The 16513-nt window shown below is 33.0% G+C and carries 17 protein-coding genes; 9 read left to right on the top strand and 8 right to left on the bottom strand.

The window, feature by feature from the left end:
• The first annotated feature begins 42 nt into the window (after nucleotides 1-42).
• Entirely contained in the window at nucleotides 43-1437 is a 1395-nt protein-coding gene (locus tag PQ463_RS14645) for an exopolysaccharide biosynthesis polyprenyl glycosylphosphotransferase (protein ID WP_274254323.1), read from the top strand.
• Nucleotides 1438-1441: 4 nt separating this feature from the next.
• Here the strand turns inward: PQ463_RS14645 and PQ463_RS14640 are convergent, their stop codons facing one another.
• A complete protein-coding gene (locus PQ463_RS14640; RefSeq protein ID WP_274254322.1) occupies nucleotides 1442-2578 on the bottom strand; it encodes a lipoprotein N-acyltransferase Lnb domain-containing protein in 1137 nt (378 codons plus the stop codon).
• A gap of 33 nt (nucleotides 2579-2611) precedes the next feature.
• Complete coding sequence (locus PQ463_RS14635; protein WP_443135185.1) at nucleotides 2612-3679, bottom strand: putative type IX sorting system protein PorV2; 1068 nt, start codon at nucleotides 3677-3679, stop codon at nucleotides 2612-2614.
• A 192-nt stretch (nucleotides 3680-3871) separates the two neighbouring features.
• Between PQ463_RS14635 and PQ463_RS14630 the strand changes: the two genes are divergently transcribed.
• Nucleotides 3872-4582 carry a CDP-alcohol phosphatidyltransferase family protein gene (locus PQ463_RS14630; RefSeq protein WP_274254321.1) on the top strand — a complete coding sequence of 237 codons (711 nt, stop codon included), beginning with the start codon at nucleotides 3872-3874 and terminating at the stop codon, nucleotides 4580-4582.
• A gap of 9 nt (nucleotides 4583-4591) precedes the next feature.
• Nucleotides 4592-5446 (top strand): glycoside hydrolase family 25 protein, encoded by an 855-nt coding sequence (locus tag PQ463_RS14625; protein WP_274254320.1) that lies wholly within the window; start codon nucleotides 4592-4594, stop codon nucleotides 5444-5446.
• A gap of 100 nt (nucleotides 5447-5546) precedes the next feature.
• On the opposite strand, the gene PQ463_RS14620 is transcribed toward PQ463_RS14625, so the two are convergent.
• From PQ463_RS14620 to PQ463_RS14600, 5 genes are all read right to left on the bottom strand, one after another.
• Nucleotides 5547-5687: a hypothetical protein gene (locus tag PQ463_RS14620; protein WP_274254319.1), complete on the bottom strand. Its 141-nt coding sequence runs from the start codon at nucleotides 5685-5687 to the stop codon at nucleotides 5547-5549.
• 77 nt (nucleotides 5688-5764) lie between these two features.
• Nucleotides 5765-6505 carry an LPS export ABC transporter ATP-binding protein gene (lptB, locus tag PQ463_RS14615; RefSeq protein WP_111379889.1) on the bottom strand — a complete coding sequence of 247 codons (741 nt, stop codon included), beginning with the start codon at nucleotides 6503-6505 and terminating at the stop codon, nucleotides 5765-5767.
• 231 nt (nucleotides 6506-6736) lie between these two features.
• Nucleotides 6737-7087, bottom strand: coding sequence for a carboxymuconolactone decarboxylase family protein (locus tag PQ463_RS14610; RefSeq protein WP_274254318.1), 351 nt, complete (start codon nucleotides 7085-7087; stop codon nucleotides 6737-6739).
• Nucleotides 7080-7895, bottom strand: a complete 816-nt coding sequence (gene tatC / locus PQ463_RS14605; protein WP_111379892.1) for a twin-arginine translocase subunit TatC — start codon at nucleotides 7893-7895, stop codon at nucleotides 7080-7082. Before tatC ends, PQ463_RS14610 begins: the two co-directional genes overlap by 8 nt.
• On the bottom strand, nucleotides 7895-8860 hold the full coding sequence (locus PQ463_RS14600; protein WP_274254317.1) for a KpsF/GutQ family sugar-phosphate isomerase: 966 nt from the start codon (nucleotides 8858-8860) through the stop codon (nucleotides 7895-7897). Before PQ463_RS14600 ends, tatC begins: the two co-directional genes overlap by 1 nt.
• 86 nt (nucleotides 8861-8946) lie before the next feature.
• Between PQ463_RS14600 and recQ the strand changes: the two genes are divergently transcribed.
• Nucleotides 8947-11142, top strand: a complete 2196-nt coding sequence (gene recQ / locus PQ463_RS14595) for a DNA helicase RecQ (RefSeq protein WP_111379893.1) — start codon at nucleotides 8947-8949, stop codon at nucleotides 11140-11142.
• A gap of 159 nt (nucleotides 11143-11301) precedes the next feature.
• Here the strand turns inward: recQ and PQ463_RS14590 are convergent, their stop codons facing one another.
• Nucleotides 11302-11541 carry a hypothetical protein gene (locus PQ463_RS14590; RefSeq protein WP_274254316.1) on the bottom strand — a complete coding sequence of 80 codons (240 nt, stop codon included), beginning with the start codon at nucleotides 11539-11541 and terminating at the stop codon, nucleotides 11302-11304.
• Nucleotides 11542-11767: 226 nt separating this feature from the next.
• Here PQ463_RS14590 and PQ463_RS14585 point away from each other — a divergent pair, with 226 nt between their 5' ends.
• The 5 genes from PQ463_RS14585 (at nucleotide 11768) to PQ463_RS14565 (ending at nucleotide 16458) form a co-directional block, all read left to right on the top strand.
• Entirely contained in the window at nucleotides 11768-12193 is a 426-nt protein-coding gene (locus PQ463_RS14585) for a hypothetical protein (protein WP_274254315.1), read from the top strand.
• Between the two features lie 26 nt (nucleotides 12194-12219).
• Nucleotides 12220-13779: an NAD(P)/FAD-dependent oxidoreductase gene (locus tag PQ463_RS14580; protein WP_274254314.1), complete on the top strand. Its 1560-nt coding sequence runs from the start codon at nucleotides 12220-12222 to the stop codon at nucleotides 13777-13779.
• 67 nt (nucleotides 13780-13846) lie between these two features.
• Nucleotides 13847-14539 carry an SMI1/KNR4 family protein gene (locus PQ463_RS14575; RefSeq protein ID WP_274254313.1) on the top strand — a complete coding sequence of 231 codons (693 nt, stop codon included), beginning with the start codon at nucleotides 13847-13849 and terminating at the stop codon, nucleotides 14537-14539.
• Nucleotides 14540-14649: 110 nt separating this feature from the next.
• Nucleotides 14650-15351, top strand: a complete 702-nt coding sequence (locus PQ463_RS14570; RefSeq protein ID WP_274254312.1) for an SMI1/KNR4 family protein — start codon at nucleotides 14650-14652, stop codon at nucleotides 15349-15351.
• A 21-nt stretch (nucleotides 15352-15372) separates the two neighbouring features.
• A complete protein-coding gene (locus PQ463_RS14565; protein WP_274254311.1) occupies nucleotides 15373-16458 on the top strand; it encodes a DUF6630 family protein in 1086 nt (361 codons plus the stop codon).
• Nucleotides 16459-16513: the final 55 nt, after the last annotated feature.

The raw sequence follows: 16513 nt of genomic DNA, 5'->3' as shown, positions 1-16513 counted from the left end.
GATACATTTGCTTTGCCCTAACCAAATTAAAACCTACAAGAGATGTTATCAAAAAAGAAAATGCATTTCGAAATTTCAGAGAGGAAGATATTGCTCCTTTCTTTCGATGCTGTTTTTATTTTATTTGCTTTATATCTATTAAGCACAATCTTTGATTATCATTATTTCACCTTTGATTTAAGTAGCTCGCTCAGTATACTTTTATTGGTCAGCTATCTTTATGCCTTTGGTGTAATATTTGAAATCTATAATTTACAAGTAGCAAGCAATCATCTTCAGATTCTGCAGAATGTCATTTTTACGGCTACTGCAACTGTTTTGGCTTATTTACTTACGCCAGTTCTTTCCCCTGTATTACCCAAACAAAGATTAGTAATCGTAATATTTTATTTTACAATACTAATTACATTACTGCTTTGGCGTTTATTTTATTGCTATTTTTTAGCCTCGCATCGTTTTTCGCAAAATGTTGTTTTGATTTGTGATCAAAGCGAAGTCGAAGAATTAGTTTTAGGATTGGAAAACGTTGATCCTCATTACAAAATTGTTGGTTTTGTTAATTCTGATTCCATTACAGATGAGAATTTAGATTTTCATTATGTAAGCGAAATAAAGAAGGAAGATTTAGAACGTTTTGTTTCTACCCACTATGTCTCAGAAATTGTAATCGCTTCTCAGAAAACAGATGGTATTACTTCCGACCTATATCAGCAGTTGCTTCATTTATTGGAAAAAGGAAATATTATTCGCGAGTATACGCAAGTCTACGAAAGCAAAACACAACGAATTCCTGTTCATCATATAGAAAGAGATTTTTATAGATTTTTTCCTTTTAGTAGAAGTAATAGCAACAAACTCTATTTATTTTTCGTTCGTCTTATTGAACTTATGTTTTCTGTTTTAGGACTTTTGATCAGCTTGGTTTTTATTCCGATAATTTTTGTTTGCAACCTTTTTGCTAATAAAGGAAGTCTTTTTTATACCCAAGAAAGGGTAGGTAAAAACGGAGTAGTTTTCAAGATCTACAAGTTTAGGACTATGACTGAGAATTCAGAGACAAATGGTGCTGTTTTTGCGACTCATAATGATAAAAGAGTTACTCCGTTTGGTAAATTTATGCGAAAGTCTAGAATTGACGAATTTCCTCAGTTTATTAATATCTTAAAAGGAGATATGGGGGTAATTGGGCCAAGACCTGAAAGACCATTTTTTGTTGAAGAAATCGCCGCTGTAATGCCTTTTTATGAAACGCGCCATGTAATTAAACCCGGACTCACTGGTTGGGCACAGGTTAATTATTCTTATGGAGAATCAATCGACGAAAGTTTGGTTAAACTTCAGTACGATTTGTATTATATCAAACACAGAAGTATATTTCTAGATTTGAGTATTACTTTCAAAACTATTACGACAGTTTTATTCTACAGAGGTCAGTAAAATTTTAAATTATAATCGGAATTGGTTTTTTGTTGCGAATTGCGGTTCGCACTAAAACCACTCCGCTTGTAATGATCAACGGTAAAGTGATGAAGAAATGTGCTTTATTGATTAAAAATAAAAAGTAAATCACAAGCATTACAAAGTTAATCAACGAAAATCTATAAGTCCATAGTTTGTTTTTGAAAATTGAAAATAAAACTAGAACCAATAAAAGCGGACTAAAAAGTAATACGTTATAATTCATTGCCAATTCCTGGTGGAACGAATAAAATCCCATAATCACGAAGAATATTCCAATTAGAGAGAGAATCAAAAAGTAGATTTTATCTACCATTTTGTTTTTCGCAAAGATTACAAAAAGTAAAATAAAAAGATAAGTGTAAATATTGTTCCACCAAGATTTTGGTGTTTCTTTTGTAAACTCTAATAAAGTTTTGCTTTTGGCAGCAAGAGGTTTATTCTGGAAAGTAGTTTTATCTAAACTGTTTTTCAATTCAAAAGGAAGAAAAATTCTGGTTCCCATTTGATCGACTTTTGTTCCGAAAATAATACTTGTACCCAATTGATCGTAAAAATGTCCATCAAAATAAGGAAATAGGATAGAACGATAAGTTTTGTCTGTATCTTCTTTCTTGACAATTACATTTTCGCCTAAAGTTTTATTCACCACATCAACAACCATCGAAGTGCAGTTTCTATCGATGAATTTATAAGTGTAATAACGTTCTTCAGAATCTAAAACTGCATTTAACTGATTAAAAAGTTTTTGTTTTAAATCTTGAGAAATTAGTAATTCCTGCTCATAAATACTTCTTTTCTCATAAGTGTATTCATTAAAAAAATCGGCATACGAATGCACAGTTGCAAAATATTGCAAATCTCCTTTAGCAAACTTTAGAACAAAATTCGGAGTTCTAAAATCAAAAGTTCCATAATTGTAAACAACGTCAAAATTGTTTACAGGATCTAAAACTCTAATTCCTGTATGTCCAAAATAAGAATACGTTTCATTTCCAAGACCGCAAGTCAAAATACTTATTTTGGCGTCTTTAGATAAAGCTAAACTTTGGCTGAAACCAATAAAACCGGTTAAGAATAACAAAATAAAAAATGCTTTTTTGAACATGACAGTTTTCATGATTTAAAATTTTAAATGTTTTATGGTTTCTAATTATCTAAAGATACCTAAATCTACTTTCAATGAAAAAATATTAGAATACAAAGCGGTACTTTGATTTCCTAAATCGGTCAAAGCGTAATCAATTTGTATGCCTTTATATCTAAAACCTACACCAATATTAGGCTGAAAATTTACTTTTTCGGTATTGTCCAGCTGGGTTACATTCTGAAAGTTTCCAGCGCCAGCACGAACAAAAACTAAATCAGTATAGCCAAACTCAAACCCTAGAGCTGGGTCTATACTTACTGCTTTTGAAGAGATGATATCATTTGTCTGCTCAAATCGCATATTTAAATTAGCAGAGGTCACAAGACTGCATTCATTATGAAAATCAAATCTTTTTGAAACGCCTAATTGTGCCTTTGGCAATGTTATTTCTGTGCTTTCTGGTAAAGTGTTATTTTCTCCTGGAATGGCATTGGCGATTTTTTCATATTCTTTTTCATCAATATTCCACACATTGTAAGTTGTAGTGATGTCGCGAAGCATTAAACCAAACTTCCAGTCATTTCTTTCAAACTGAAGTCCGATATCAAATCCAAAACCCCACGAGTTGGCAAATTTTCCAATTATTCTTCTAATTACTTTTGCATTTACGCCATATTGAAATCCGTCAACAGGAAGTTTCCTAGCATAAGAAAAAGTAAAACCATAATCGGCCGTAGAGAAAAGGTTGATTCTATTGTAATCTATATTTCCTTGGTTATCGATTAATTGTGTGGTATCCATAATGTCATCAACTCCAAAACGAATCATCGAAATTCCCCATGCGCTTCTGTCATCAATTGGACTTGCGTAACCAATGTAATCGTATTGTGCAATATTGGCAAAATAGCTGGCATGCATTAAAGCAATTTGATGATCTTCAAGATGTGTCAAACCTGCAGGATTCCAGTAAACTGCATTTACATCGTTTGTCGAAGCTGTCACGGCACTTGCCATCCCAAGAGCAGCGGCATCAACTCCAATATTCATAAATTCATTCGAATATTTTCGAACGGTTTGCGCATACTGAAAAGTACAACTCCAAAAGAATAAAAACACTAAATATTTCTTCAACGTATATGTTTTTGCAGATCGAGGCCTGTTTTAAATTTTTTATCAAAAATATAATATTTTACTCATCTAATAAGTTCCTTTGCTTAAATATTCCCAAAGTCACATTTAGAAATAAAAAACTCTCGAAAAAACTCGTTTTGCATCCAGTTATTATGCTAAATTTGTTCTCTACCATTATCAAATTTTTAAGCTATGAATATTAAAAAGCATATCCCAAATCTAATTACATTAATAAATCTTTTTTGCGGTTGTGTCGCAATTGTTTATGTTTCTCAGAACAATTATTTAATGGCTTTTTATATGGTTTGCTTAGGAATCTTTTTTGATTTCTTTGATGGCTTTTTTGCCAGATTATTTAAAGTGTCAAGCCCACTTGGATTGCAGTTAGATTCTTTGGCGGATATGGTAACAAGTGGTGTAACTCCAGGATATGTAATGTATAGTATGTTTACCAACAGCGCGCACGAGTTAGGAACACATCCAGCAATTCCGTTTTTAGGATTTATTATCACTTTAGGATCTTGCTATCGTTTGGCTAATTTTAATATCGATACACGTCAAACCGATTCTTTCATCGGATTGCCTACACCTGCAAATGCTTTGTTTATTTTAAGTCTTCCTTTGGTTATTTCGTTTTCAGATTCTTTGATGGTTTTAGAAATCTTAACTAATCAATGGGTTTTATTGGTAATCACATTATGCAGTGCTTATATTTTAAATGCTGAAATTCCTTTATTTGCTTTAAAAATTAAAAAATTCAGTTTTAAAGAAAACGCACTTCAGATTGTGTTTTTGATTATTTCTGTATTAATGATTGTTTTTCTTCAGTATATAGCAATTCCATTGATTATTGCTTTTTACGTATTCTTGTCGATCATTAATAATCTTTTTTTGAAAAAGTAATTTTGTTTAATGGCAAGAAAAACGACTTATCGTAAAACATATTCAAGAAAACCAGCAGGAAGATCTTTTCTGAGCAGACTTTTTCGAGGTCTTTTATTGATTTTTTTCGGACTTTTATTCATTGCATTAATCTATCATTATCGCAAAGGACTTGCTTATTATTTAGGTTTTAGAACAGAAAAGGTTTTAGAAGAGGATGAGGTTGACAAGCATCTTTCTGATGTGCGAAATATTCGAGTTCTCGAAAATCATAAAGGAAAGGTAATTGGAATTGACGTATCTGAATTTCAAGGAAAAGTAGATTGGGAAGAAGTCGAAATCTTAGATGAAAAATATCCTGTTCAATTTGTTTTCATCCGAGCAACTGCCGGAAATGATCGTGTTGATAGACAGTTTAAAAGAAACTGGGAAGGCGCAAAAGAGAATAAAATAATGCGTGGTGCTTACCACTATTATCGTCCAAACGAAAATTCAATAGAGCAAGCTGATCTTTTTATTAAAACTGTAAAATTGCAGAAGGGAGATCTTCCGCCTGTTTTGGATATCGAAAAATTGCCTAAAAATCAATCTTTAGACAGTTTGAAAAAAGGATTAAAGCGTTGGCTAGTTAAAGTAGAAAAACACTATCAAGTTCGCCCAATCATTTATTCAGGAGAAAGGTATTATTCGGATTTTTTAAAAGAAGAATTCGGAGATTATTTGTTTTGGATTGCCAATTACAATTTCTACAGAGAAAAAATTGAAGATGATTGGCTGTTTTGGCAGTTTACAGAAAAAGCTTCGCTGCCAGGAATCAAACACCGTGTTGATGTTAATATTTACAATGGCGATTTAGAACAATTGCATTTTATTACAGTGGAATAAAAGTCTTCAGTTTTCAGAGGGTATTTGATAAAACCAAAATGACAATTATTATAAAAGGCAATAAAAGCATTACAGAGTATGGATTGGCAAAATTTACTGTTTAGCCCATCCATTGAATCTTTTTGGGAGGAAGTAATCTTTTGTCTTTTGGGTTGTAATAAAAGCTATTGAAGAAATACCAATTCTTTGGGTCTTTATGCCAATTATCGTAATCTTCCTGAGTTGGTTTTTCTGATTTCATTTGCAACTTTTTTAAGAATCTTAAGATTAAAAAAAATGGTAGAAAGCAATTTGCTTTTTACCATTCATATAACTTTCTTAAAATTCAAGTTTCTTTTTACGAAGCTCGAAGTTTTGTCCAAGATAAACGCGGCGAACCATTTCGTCTTCTACCAATTCTTCTGGAACTCCGGCTTTAAGAATTCCACCTTCAAACATTAAGTATGTTTTGTCTGTAATTGCTAGAGTTTCTTGAACGTTGTGATCGGTAATTAAGATTCCGATGTTTTTGTTTTTTAATTGTGCTACAATTCGCTGAATATCTTCAACCGCAACAGGGTCAACTCCTGCAAAAGGTTCATCCAATAAAATGAATTTTGGATCGGTTGCCAATGCGCGTGCAATCTCTGTACGACGACGTTCACCTCCAGAAAGCAAATCGCCTCGGTTGGTGCGAATATGCTCTAAACTGAATTCTTCAATTAAACTTTCCATTTTGGCAATTTGCTCTTCTTTAGAAAGTTTAGTCAATTGTAAAACGCTCAAAATATTGTCTTCAATACTTAATTTTCTAAAAACAGAAGCTTCTTGTGCCAAATAACCAATTCCTTGCTGTGCACGTTTGTACATCGGATAGTCGGTAATATTTAAATCATCAAGAAAAATATTTCCTTGATTTGGTTTTACCAATCCTACAATCATGTAGAAAGACGTTGTTTTTCCCGCTCCATTTGGCCCCAAAAGCCCTACGATTTCTCCTTGATTTACTTCAACAGAAATTCCTTTTACAACGCTTCGCCCTTTATAGGTTTTGATTAAATTATCGGCTCTTAGCTTCATTTGTTTAATGTGAAAATTAGATAATTTGAAAATGAGATAATTAAAAAAAAAACTAAATCATAATCAATTTTATAATTTGATTTGAAAGGCAAAATAAGTGTAAAATATTCAATAGAATGAATCAATTAACAAATTATTGCGTTTTCAAAACTTAGAATTTGTATTTCAAAATTAAATAATTAGCGCATTTCGAGAGAAATTATCTAATTATCAAATTGACACATTTTCTAATTATTTGCCTTGCTCTTCCAGTGCTTCCCAAAATTCGTAAGCTCTTCTTAAATGTGGGATTACAATTGTTCCTCCAACAAGAGTAGCAATTCCCATTGCTTCCATCATTTCTTCTTTAGAAACACCTTCTTTATAACTTGTTTCTAAATGGTATTTCACACAGTCGTCACATCTTAAAACTGCTGATGCTACCAAACCTAAAAGTTCTTTTGTTTTTACATCAAGAGCGCCTTCTGCATAGGCATTGGTGTCAAGATTAAAAATTCGCTTTACAATTTTGTTGTTGTCAGCAAGCAGTTTTTCGTTCATTTTAGAACGATAGTCGTTAAATTCTTGAACTATATCAGACATTTTCTTTTAATTTATTTTTATAAACAATCTTCGAAATTAGGATACTAACTTCGTAAATAAGCAACATCGGAATTGCAACAATAGTTTGGCTCACAACATCTGGTGGCGTTACGATTGCAGCAATAATTAAAATAATTACGACAGCATATTTCCAATACTTTCTTAAGAATTCGGGAGTTACTAAACCTAATTTGGTTAAGAAATAAATAGCAATTGGAAGTTCAAAAAAGATCGCACTTCCAAGAATACTCGTTTTAACCATTCCCATATAAGATTCTAATGTAAACTGGTTTTTTACAACATCACTGATGGAGAATGTGGCAACGAAGTTTACCGACATCGGAATTACAACAAAATAGCCAAATAATACTCCCAAAAAGAAAAGTAAAGAAGAAACAAAGATGAATAATTTCGCATTTTTTCTTTCTTTCTCATAAAGTGCAGGACTGATGAATTTCCAGATTTCCCATAAAATATAAGGGAAACTCAAAATGAAACCTGCTAGAAGACACATCCAGACAAAAATATTGACCTGGCCTTCCATTTCAGTATTTTGAATAATGAAGTTCAGTTCTGTAATACAGATACTGTCTGCAAATCCTAATGAATGAGATAAGTCGCAAAACCAAACATACGTGAAGAATGTTGGTCTAATTGGACCTAAAATAATTTGATCAAATAAATAATCACTAATAAAATAAGTTACAATTGCCATTATGATTGTTGCAAGTGTACTTCTAACCAATAACCATCTTAATTCTTCAAGATGATCTAAAAATGACATTTCGCCAAGATTTTTCTTTGCCATTATACGATTCCTTCTTTTAAAATGTCATGTAAATGTAAAACTCCTTTGTATTCTCCGTTATCTGCAACGATCAATTGTGTAATAGAAAAGTCTTCTAAAATATTTAAAGCATCGACTGCCATAGTTTCAGACGAAACTACTTTTGGATTTTTTGACATAATATCCCTTGCAGTTAAGTCCGCAATACTATCTACGTCGTTTAGCATTCTTCGGATGTCTCCATCAGTAATAATTCCGATAATTTTGTTGTCTTCAATTACTGCTGTAACGCCTAATCTTTTTTCAGAGATTTCAAAAATTGCTTTTTTGATAGAAGTTTCCGGAGTGACAGCTGGTTTTAATGAATGCTCGATCATGTCTTTTACACGAAGCAGTAATTTTTTTCCTAAAGCGCCTCCAGGATGATAAACCGCAAAATCTTCTGGTTTAAAATCACGCATTTCCATTAAGCAAACGGCCAAAGCGTCGCCCATAACAAGCTGAGCTGTTGTGCTGTTGGTTGGCGCTAAATTGATAGGGCAGGCTTCTGTGTCAACAGTTGTATTTAAAACTAGATCAGAGCCTTTTGCTAAAAATGAAGTTGTGTTTCCTGTAATGGCAATCAAAGTATTTCCGAATCTTTTTAATAAAGGAACAAGGACTTTAATTTCTGGGCTATTTCCGCTTTTAGAAATGCAGATAATGACATCATCATTTTGGATCATTCCTAAATCGCCGTGAATAGCTTCTGCAGCATGCAAAAACATAGAAGGAGTTCCAGTTGAGTTAAAAGTAGCCACCATTTTTTGTGCAATGATCGCGCTTTTTCCAATTCCTGTAACGATTAGACGGCCTTTAGATTCGTATATGCGTTGGACAGCTTCGTAAAAATTTTCGTCCAAAAAATCAATTAGTTTTGTAATTGCTTCACTTTCAGAGAGTATTGTTTTCTTGGCGATCGCCAATATATTTTCTTTTGTGATCAAAACAGAATATTTAAAATTTGTATGTATAAAAGAAAGTTGTATCTTTATGTGTTGCAAATTTATACAAAATACCATTAATATAGAGAATGAATTCAAATGAAATTGAAATACATAAAGAATTAAAGAAGTATTTCGGCTTTAGCCAATTTAAAGGCTTGCAAGAGCAAGTCATTACGAGTATTTTAGACGAGAAGAATACATTCGTAATAATGCCGACTGGTGGAGGAAAGTCTCTTTGCTATCAACTGCCAGCTTTAATTCAAGAAGGAACAGCAATTGTTGTTTCTCCTTTAATTGCTTTGATGAAAAATCAGGTTGATGCAATTCGAAGCCTTTCGTCTGAAAATGGAATTGCACATGTATTAAACTCCTCTCTAACCAAAACAGAAATTGCTCAGGTTAAAAAAGATATTACATCTGGATTGACCAAACTTTTGTATGTAGCCCCAGAATCACTAACAAAAGAAGAATATGTAGCCTTTTTACAAAGCGTGCCTATTTCTTTTGTAGCCATTGATGAGGCACACTGTATCTCAGAATGGGGACATGATTTTAGACCAGAGTATAGAAATCTGAGAAATATAATTAAGCAGCTGGGTAAAGTGCCAATTATTGGTCTTACTGCAACCGCAACACCAAAGGTTCAGGAAGATATCTTGAAAAACCTTGATATGGCCGATGCCAATACTTTTAAAGCATCGTTCAACAGACCGAACTTATACTATGAAGTTCGTACAAAAACAAAAAATATCGAGTCGGATATTATTCGATTTATCAAACAGCATAAAGGCAAATCTGGAATTATTTACTGCTTAAGCCGTAAAAAAGTAGAATCGATTGCCGAAGTTTTGCAAGTAAACGGAATCAGTGCTGTTCCTTATCATGCAGGTTTAGATGCCAAAACGCGGGCTAAACATCAGGATATGTTCTTGATGGAAGATGTCGATGTCGTTGTGGCAACAATCGCTTTCGGAATGGGGATTGATAAACCAGACGTTCGTTTTGTAATTCACCACGATATTCCAAAATCACTTGAAAGCTATTACCAAGAAACTGGTCGTGCAGGTCGTGACGGAGGAGAAGGACATTGTTTGGCATATTACTCTTATAAGGATGTAGAAAAGCTAGAAAAATTCATGTCTGGAAAACCAGTTGCCGAACAAGAAATTGGTTTTGCACTTTTACAGGAAGTTGTGGCTTACGCCGAAACCTCAATGTCGCGTAGAAAGTTCTTGCTGCATTATTTCGGGGAAGAATTTGACAGCGAAACAGGTGAAGGTGCTGATATGGACGACAATGTTCGTAATCCGAAACATAAAGTTGAAGCCAAAGAACAAGTAGTTAAATTGCTGGAAATTGTTCGCGATACCAAACATATTTACAAATCAAAAGAAATTGTTTTTACTTTAATCGGGCGCATTAATGCGGTTATTAAAGCGCATAAAACAGACGCTCAGCCTTATTTTGGTTCTGGTTCAGACCACGACGAAAAATACTGGATGGCATTATTGCGACAAGTTTTGGTTTCTGGTTATTTGTCTAAAGACATTGAAACGTATGGAGTAATCAAAATTACAAAAGCCGGTTTAGATTTTATTAAAAAGCCAGTTTCGTTTATGATGTCTGAAGATCATGAATACACTGAAGCTGATGATGAAACTATTGTAACAGGAGGGAAATCTTCTGGAACTGCCGATGAAGTTTTAACAGGTATGCTTCGTGAACTTCGTAAAAAAGTGGCTAAAAAACTTGGAGTTCCTCCGTTTGTGGTTTTTCAAGATCCTTCCATTGAAGATATGGCTTTAAAATATCCGATAACAATTCAGGAATTATATAATATTCATGGTGTTGGTGAAGGAAAAGCTAAAAAATACGGAAGTGAATTCGTTGCTTTAATCAGTCGATATGTTGAGGATAACGATATTATTCGCCCAGACGATTTAGTGGTTAAATCTACAGGAGTAAATTCTGCCAACAAATTATACATCATTCAGAATATTGATAGAAAATTGCCTTTAAGTGATATCGCTTCCGCGAAAGGGCTTTCTATGGATGCGCTGATTAAAGAAATGGAGCAAATCGTTTATTCTGGTACAAAACTGAATATCAAATATTGGTTAGACGATATTCTAGACGACGATCAGCAAGAAGAAATTCATGACTATTTCATGGAATCAGAATCTGATAAAATCGAAGATGCGCTAAAAGAATTTGATGGCGATTACGATATTGATGAACTTCGTTTAATGCGTATTAAGTTTATCAGCGAGGTAGCGAACTAAAAAATAAATTCCAAAGTTTTTAAATTCCAAATTCCAACCCTTTTTGGGAATATTCAAAATAAAAATTCCAAATTCCAAGTTTTTTATAGCATTGGAATTTGGAATTTCATTTTTTTAAGTATTTCAGTTTTGGAATTTGGAATTTCAAATATTGGAATTTTATTCAGTATATAATTCTCCACGATGCGGTTTCAAAGCATCTCTTACCTGAATCATATTTTCATCTGTTACTACCATAAAAGCTATGGCGTACATTTCGTCTATGACTTTGAATCCAGTAATGTTTAAAGGTAGTTTTTCAATTGCAATATATTCTTTAAGGTGTATTTCGTGATGTTCTGCTGTTTTTGCAGAAGCTGGTCCACGGAAATCCCAGATCAGTTTTATTTTTCTAGACATTTTTTTAAGGTGCAAAGGTTGTTAGGAACAAAGATACAAAGTCTTTCTTAATGGTTCTGTGTAGAGACGCACTGCAGTGCATTTCTACGATATTCTTTGTGCTGAAAATCTATTAATTTGTCTCAAACGGTGGGCAAATTCTACAGTAAATATAATATCTCATTTCAAAGTACTATTTTTGCAGAGTATTTTAGGTTTCTCAAATCATAAAAAAAAATAATTATAAATGGAGGATAATTCAGTTTCAGAGGAGTTGTTGTTAAGTGAAGGCGCAAAAGCGCATTTACAGACAGCAGGAAAATGGGTTTATGTAATATCTAGTTTTGGATTATTAATTGTCGCTTTTTTTATTCTTCGTTTACTTTATGACTATATGTCGTTATCTAATTGGGATGATGTTCCAACTGGAGGAGGAGTTGGTTATATAATGATTATGGAGTTATTGCCTATTTATATCTTAGCCTTTTTGATAATTTTTTTTCCACTTTATTATTTATATAAATTTTCTTTAAATGTCAAAATAGCATTTAGAGATGATGATTCAGAAGCATTAGAAATTTCGTTTAGATATTTAAAAATGCATTATATGGCTTTAGGAATTGGAATGCTGGCATATGTTGTCTTGTATTTTTTAATGTCTAAATTCTATTAATAATATTAATTACCTTTTTTATAAAAATGCCTAAAGAACTTTTACTTCAAGTTACACCCGAAATTGCTGCAAACGAATCATTGCTAAAAGACTATTTGTCTAAGCAGATTAAAGTTTCTGCGCAAGAAATTCAGCACGTTTCAATTTTAAAACGCTCTATTGATGCACGTCAGAAAGCGATTAAAATCAATTTGAAAGTTCTTATTTATTTGAAAGGCGAACCTTTTCAAGAAACTAAAATTGACCTTCCTATATATAAGGATGTTTCGAATGCGCAAGAAGTTATAGTTGTCGGAGCAGGCCCAGCTGGACTTTTTGCGGCATTGCAATTAATTGAATTGGGTTTGAAACCAATTGTACTCGAAAGAGGAAAAGACGTTCGTGGACGCCGTCGTGATTTGAAAGCAATAAATCGCGAACATATTGTAAACGAAGATTCAAATTATTGTTTTGGTGAAGGAGGAGCAGGAACATATTCTGATGGAAAATTATATACCCGTTCTAAAAAACGTGGTGACGTAACCCGAATATTAGAGCTTTTAGTTGCTTTTGGCGCTTCTGAAGATATTTTGGTAGAAGCGCATCCGCATATTGGAACCAATAAACTGCCAAAAATCATTGAAGATATCCGAAATAAAATTAGGGAGTTTGGTGGTCAGGTTTTGTTTGAAACCCGTGTAAGCGATATTTTGGTAAAGAATAATGAAGTTGAAGGAATCGTAACTCAAAACGGAGATAAAATTCACGCCAATAAATTAATCTTGGCAACGGGACATTCGGCTCGTGATATTTTTGAATTATTAGACAAAAAGAAAATTTTAATAGAAGCAAAACCTTTTGCTTTGGGAGTTCGTGCAGAGCATTCTCAGGAATTAATCGACAGTATTCAATACAGCTGTGATTTCCGTGGAGAACATTTGCCTCCAGCACCATATTCTATTGTAAAACAAGTTAATGGTCGCGGAATGTATTCATTCTGTATGTGTCCAGGAGGTGTAATTGCACCTTGTGCAACTAGTCCGGGAGAAGTGGTTACAAACGGTTGGTCGCCGTCTAAGCGTGATCAGTCAACAGCAAATTCTGGAATTGTAGTCGAATTAAAATTGGAAGATTTTAAACCTTTTGCAAAATTTGGAGCTTTGGCTGGAATGGAATTTCAAAAAAGCATCGAACAAAAAGCTTGGCATTTAGCCGGTGAAACTCAAAAAGTTCCTGCTCAAAGAATGATAGATTTTACTAAAAGCAAAGTTTCGGCAGATATTCCGAAAACTTCTTATGTTCCAGGAACCACTTCGGTAGAATTGGGGCAGGTCTTTCCAGGATTTCTAACTCAGATTATGCGTCAGGGATTTCAGGATTTTGGAAAATCAATGCGTGGTTATTTAACTAACGAAGCAATCTTACACGCACCAGAAAGTAGAACATCATCTCCAGTGAGAATTCCGAGAGATCCGATGACTTTAGAGCATTTGCAAATCAAAGGTTTATATCCTTGTGGAGAAGGTGCAGGTTATGCTGGCGGAATTATTTCTGCAGCAATTGATGGTGAAAAATGTGCCTTGATGATTGCGGAAGCATTGAAATAATCAACTTTATATTGTAGTAAAAGTTTTATATTTTTGTGAGGTATTTAAACTTTTAAATCTAAGTAAAATGGAATTGCAAGATATTGAGAAGAAATATGGATTTGAATACCCAAAATTATACAAGCAACTTTATTTAGATGGAATGCTTGATATGGGTGAATATGGGCCTAATTGGTATTTCGAAGTTTATCCAAAATTAAAAGAAAATCCACCTTTATTATTGCATACTTATGATTTTAAATTAATGAGTTTAAAACTTGTTGATGATGAAATTAAGGAATTAGGTGATCCAGAAAATTATCGAAAAATCAACAAAGAATTTAGATTTATTCCGTTTGGTAGGAGTTACGGTGGAGATCATTATTGTTTCTTTCCTAACGAAGAAAACAATGGAAATGTTCCAATTGTTTTTGTTTGGCATGATTTAAATGAAGTGGATTACTTAGCGAAAAATTTACAAGATTTCATTTTTAAGGCATTATTGACTGATATGGTGTATATAGATGAGGATGTATCAGATGAAGAATTTAGGTATAATCTTGAAATGGCATTCAAGTCTCATAAAAAATATCTAACAGAACAGCAAAAAGATCTTTTATTGAATATCTTAAATCTTGAGATTAAAGATTATGAGATTATATATCCAGATAGTAAAGAAAATGCTAGAGGACTATTAACCTATGAAGAGAAAGATAAAATACTTGTAGAGATTATTCCTTTCGATAAAATGGATACTAGTTTTGAATATTCAACCAAGTAAAAAATACTTCAATCATCGCGTAATCCTTGAAATAATTGGCCTCAGGTTTTTTGGTGTAGTAAAAAGATTGTTATCTTAGTGGTTTGATTGTAATAGAATTTGCCCCAAAGATGACAATACAAGAAATAGAGAAAAAATACGGATTCCATTTTCCGCTTTTATACAAACAGCTAGACGCTGACGGTATGTTGGATGTCGGAGAGTATGGCCCAAATTGGTATACAGAAGTTTATCCAACCTTAAAAGATAATCCACCTTTGCTTTTGCATTCGTATGATTTTGAATCGCTGAATTTGAAATCGGTTGCCGAAGAAATAGAAGAGCTCAGAGATCCAGAGGATTATCGAAATATCAACCCAGAATTTAAGTTTATTCCCTTTGCCAAAAGTGGCGGCGGTGATCATTATTGTTTCTTTTTAAACGAAGAAAACAATGGCGATGTGCCGATCGTTTTTGTCTGGCACGATTCCAACGAAGTCAATTATCTGGCAAAAAACCTTCAGGATTTTATCTTCAAAGTTTTGTTGATTGATATGTCAAAACAAGATGTCTACAATGAACTGACGGATGAAGAATTTAGAGATGATATAGAATCAGTTTTTAAATCACATAAAAAATATCTGACTGAGCAGCAAAATACAATTCTATCAGCCATTTTAGAACGTGATATAATTGATTATGAAATACATGTTTCGCCAAAAATTGTGGAATCGGCGAGAGGATTATTGACAGATTTCGAATTAGAATCTATTGTCAATGAAGTAATCCCTTTTGATAAAATGAATCAGAGTTTTAAATATTCAAACGATTAACTTTTTAATGTAAAATATTTTATGGGCTTTTTCTCCAATTTATTTAATAGAAACAACGATCCGAAATCAATCATTTCTTTTGATGTCATTGATTCGATCTATAGTAATTTACATCATGTATCGAATAGCATAGAGTTCAAAGTAAAAGGAATTCATGACACGGTTACTGTAAATTTGTATTCTGTTCCTTCCTCATTGGATCATGAAGAGGGAAGGGCAGAAATTAAAAAAGCGGGATTCAATAATGCGTATGAAGTTCTTAATGAATTGTATAAGAAACTGAATATTGGAGGTTTGTCAGAAGAAGCAATGCAGGACGATTTACAGTATGATTTTATTCATATTCAGTTTTATTCGCGACCAAGTCAGGAAATGAAAAAGCACTTTACAAGTGTGATTAATAATTTCATGATTTTCTTTTGCTGCACCAATAGTTTAGAAATAAACGATTTTAGAATGTTGTATTCTAGCAATCATTTTTCTGATTATGTAAAAGGTTTGCTAGATTCAGAATATCTTGATTTTAAGAATCCTCAAGATGAGACTCAGGAAATAGGAGTTAATGATTTCAAAAAAGTTTTACAAGCTATATGCCAATATTTTAATGTTGAAATTCCTGCGAATATTGAGCTTCCATCTTCAGAAAATCTAGTACTAGATGATAAAGCGGCTGTGGAGGACTTTGAAGAGTTTGTCAAATTGGTTTCGAGAAATAATATCGAGGAAGATGATGTGAAAAAATATTCAGAGAAGCTTTTTGAAAGTTTCAATGCCGAAACTAAAACGTATTATGAAACGACAGAAGATCATTTTAGCTTTTTTGACGAAATAAATACTTGGCATAGCGATTGGAAATTTGATCCAGAAGACGCAGAATATTTTATTTCTGAGATGCTTGGTGAAGATTTCAAATTTGATTATCCAGAAGAAACCTATAGTCATGATCTGTTTCCGTACATTCAATCGGAATTGGAAAAATTAAATCTGGAGTTATTGACTTATGAAACCTATGGAGACAGCTATTTGTTTTTTGTGGTAAATAAAGATGAAGTAGAAAGAATTTTAGAATTGTCTGACCGAACTAAAATTGAAGTTACTCAGCTGTAAAATATAGCCACGAATTACACCAATTTGCACTAATTTTTTAATATTAAAAATTACA

The organism is Flavobacterium sp. KACC 22763, assembly GCF_028736155.1.
GTDB lineage: Bacteria > Bacteroidota > Bacteroidia > Flavobacteriales > Flavobacteriaceae > Flavobacterium.
Note: the sequence above shows the minus strand (reverse complement) of the source record. Positions and strands in the feature narration are given on the sequence as shown.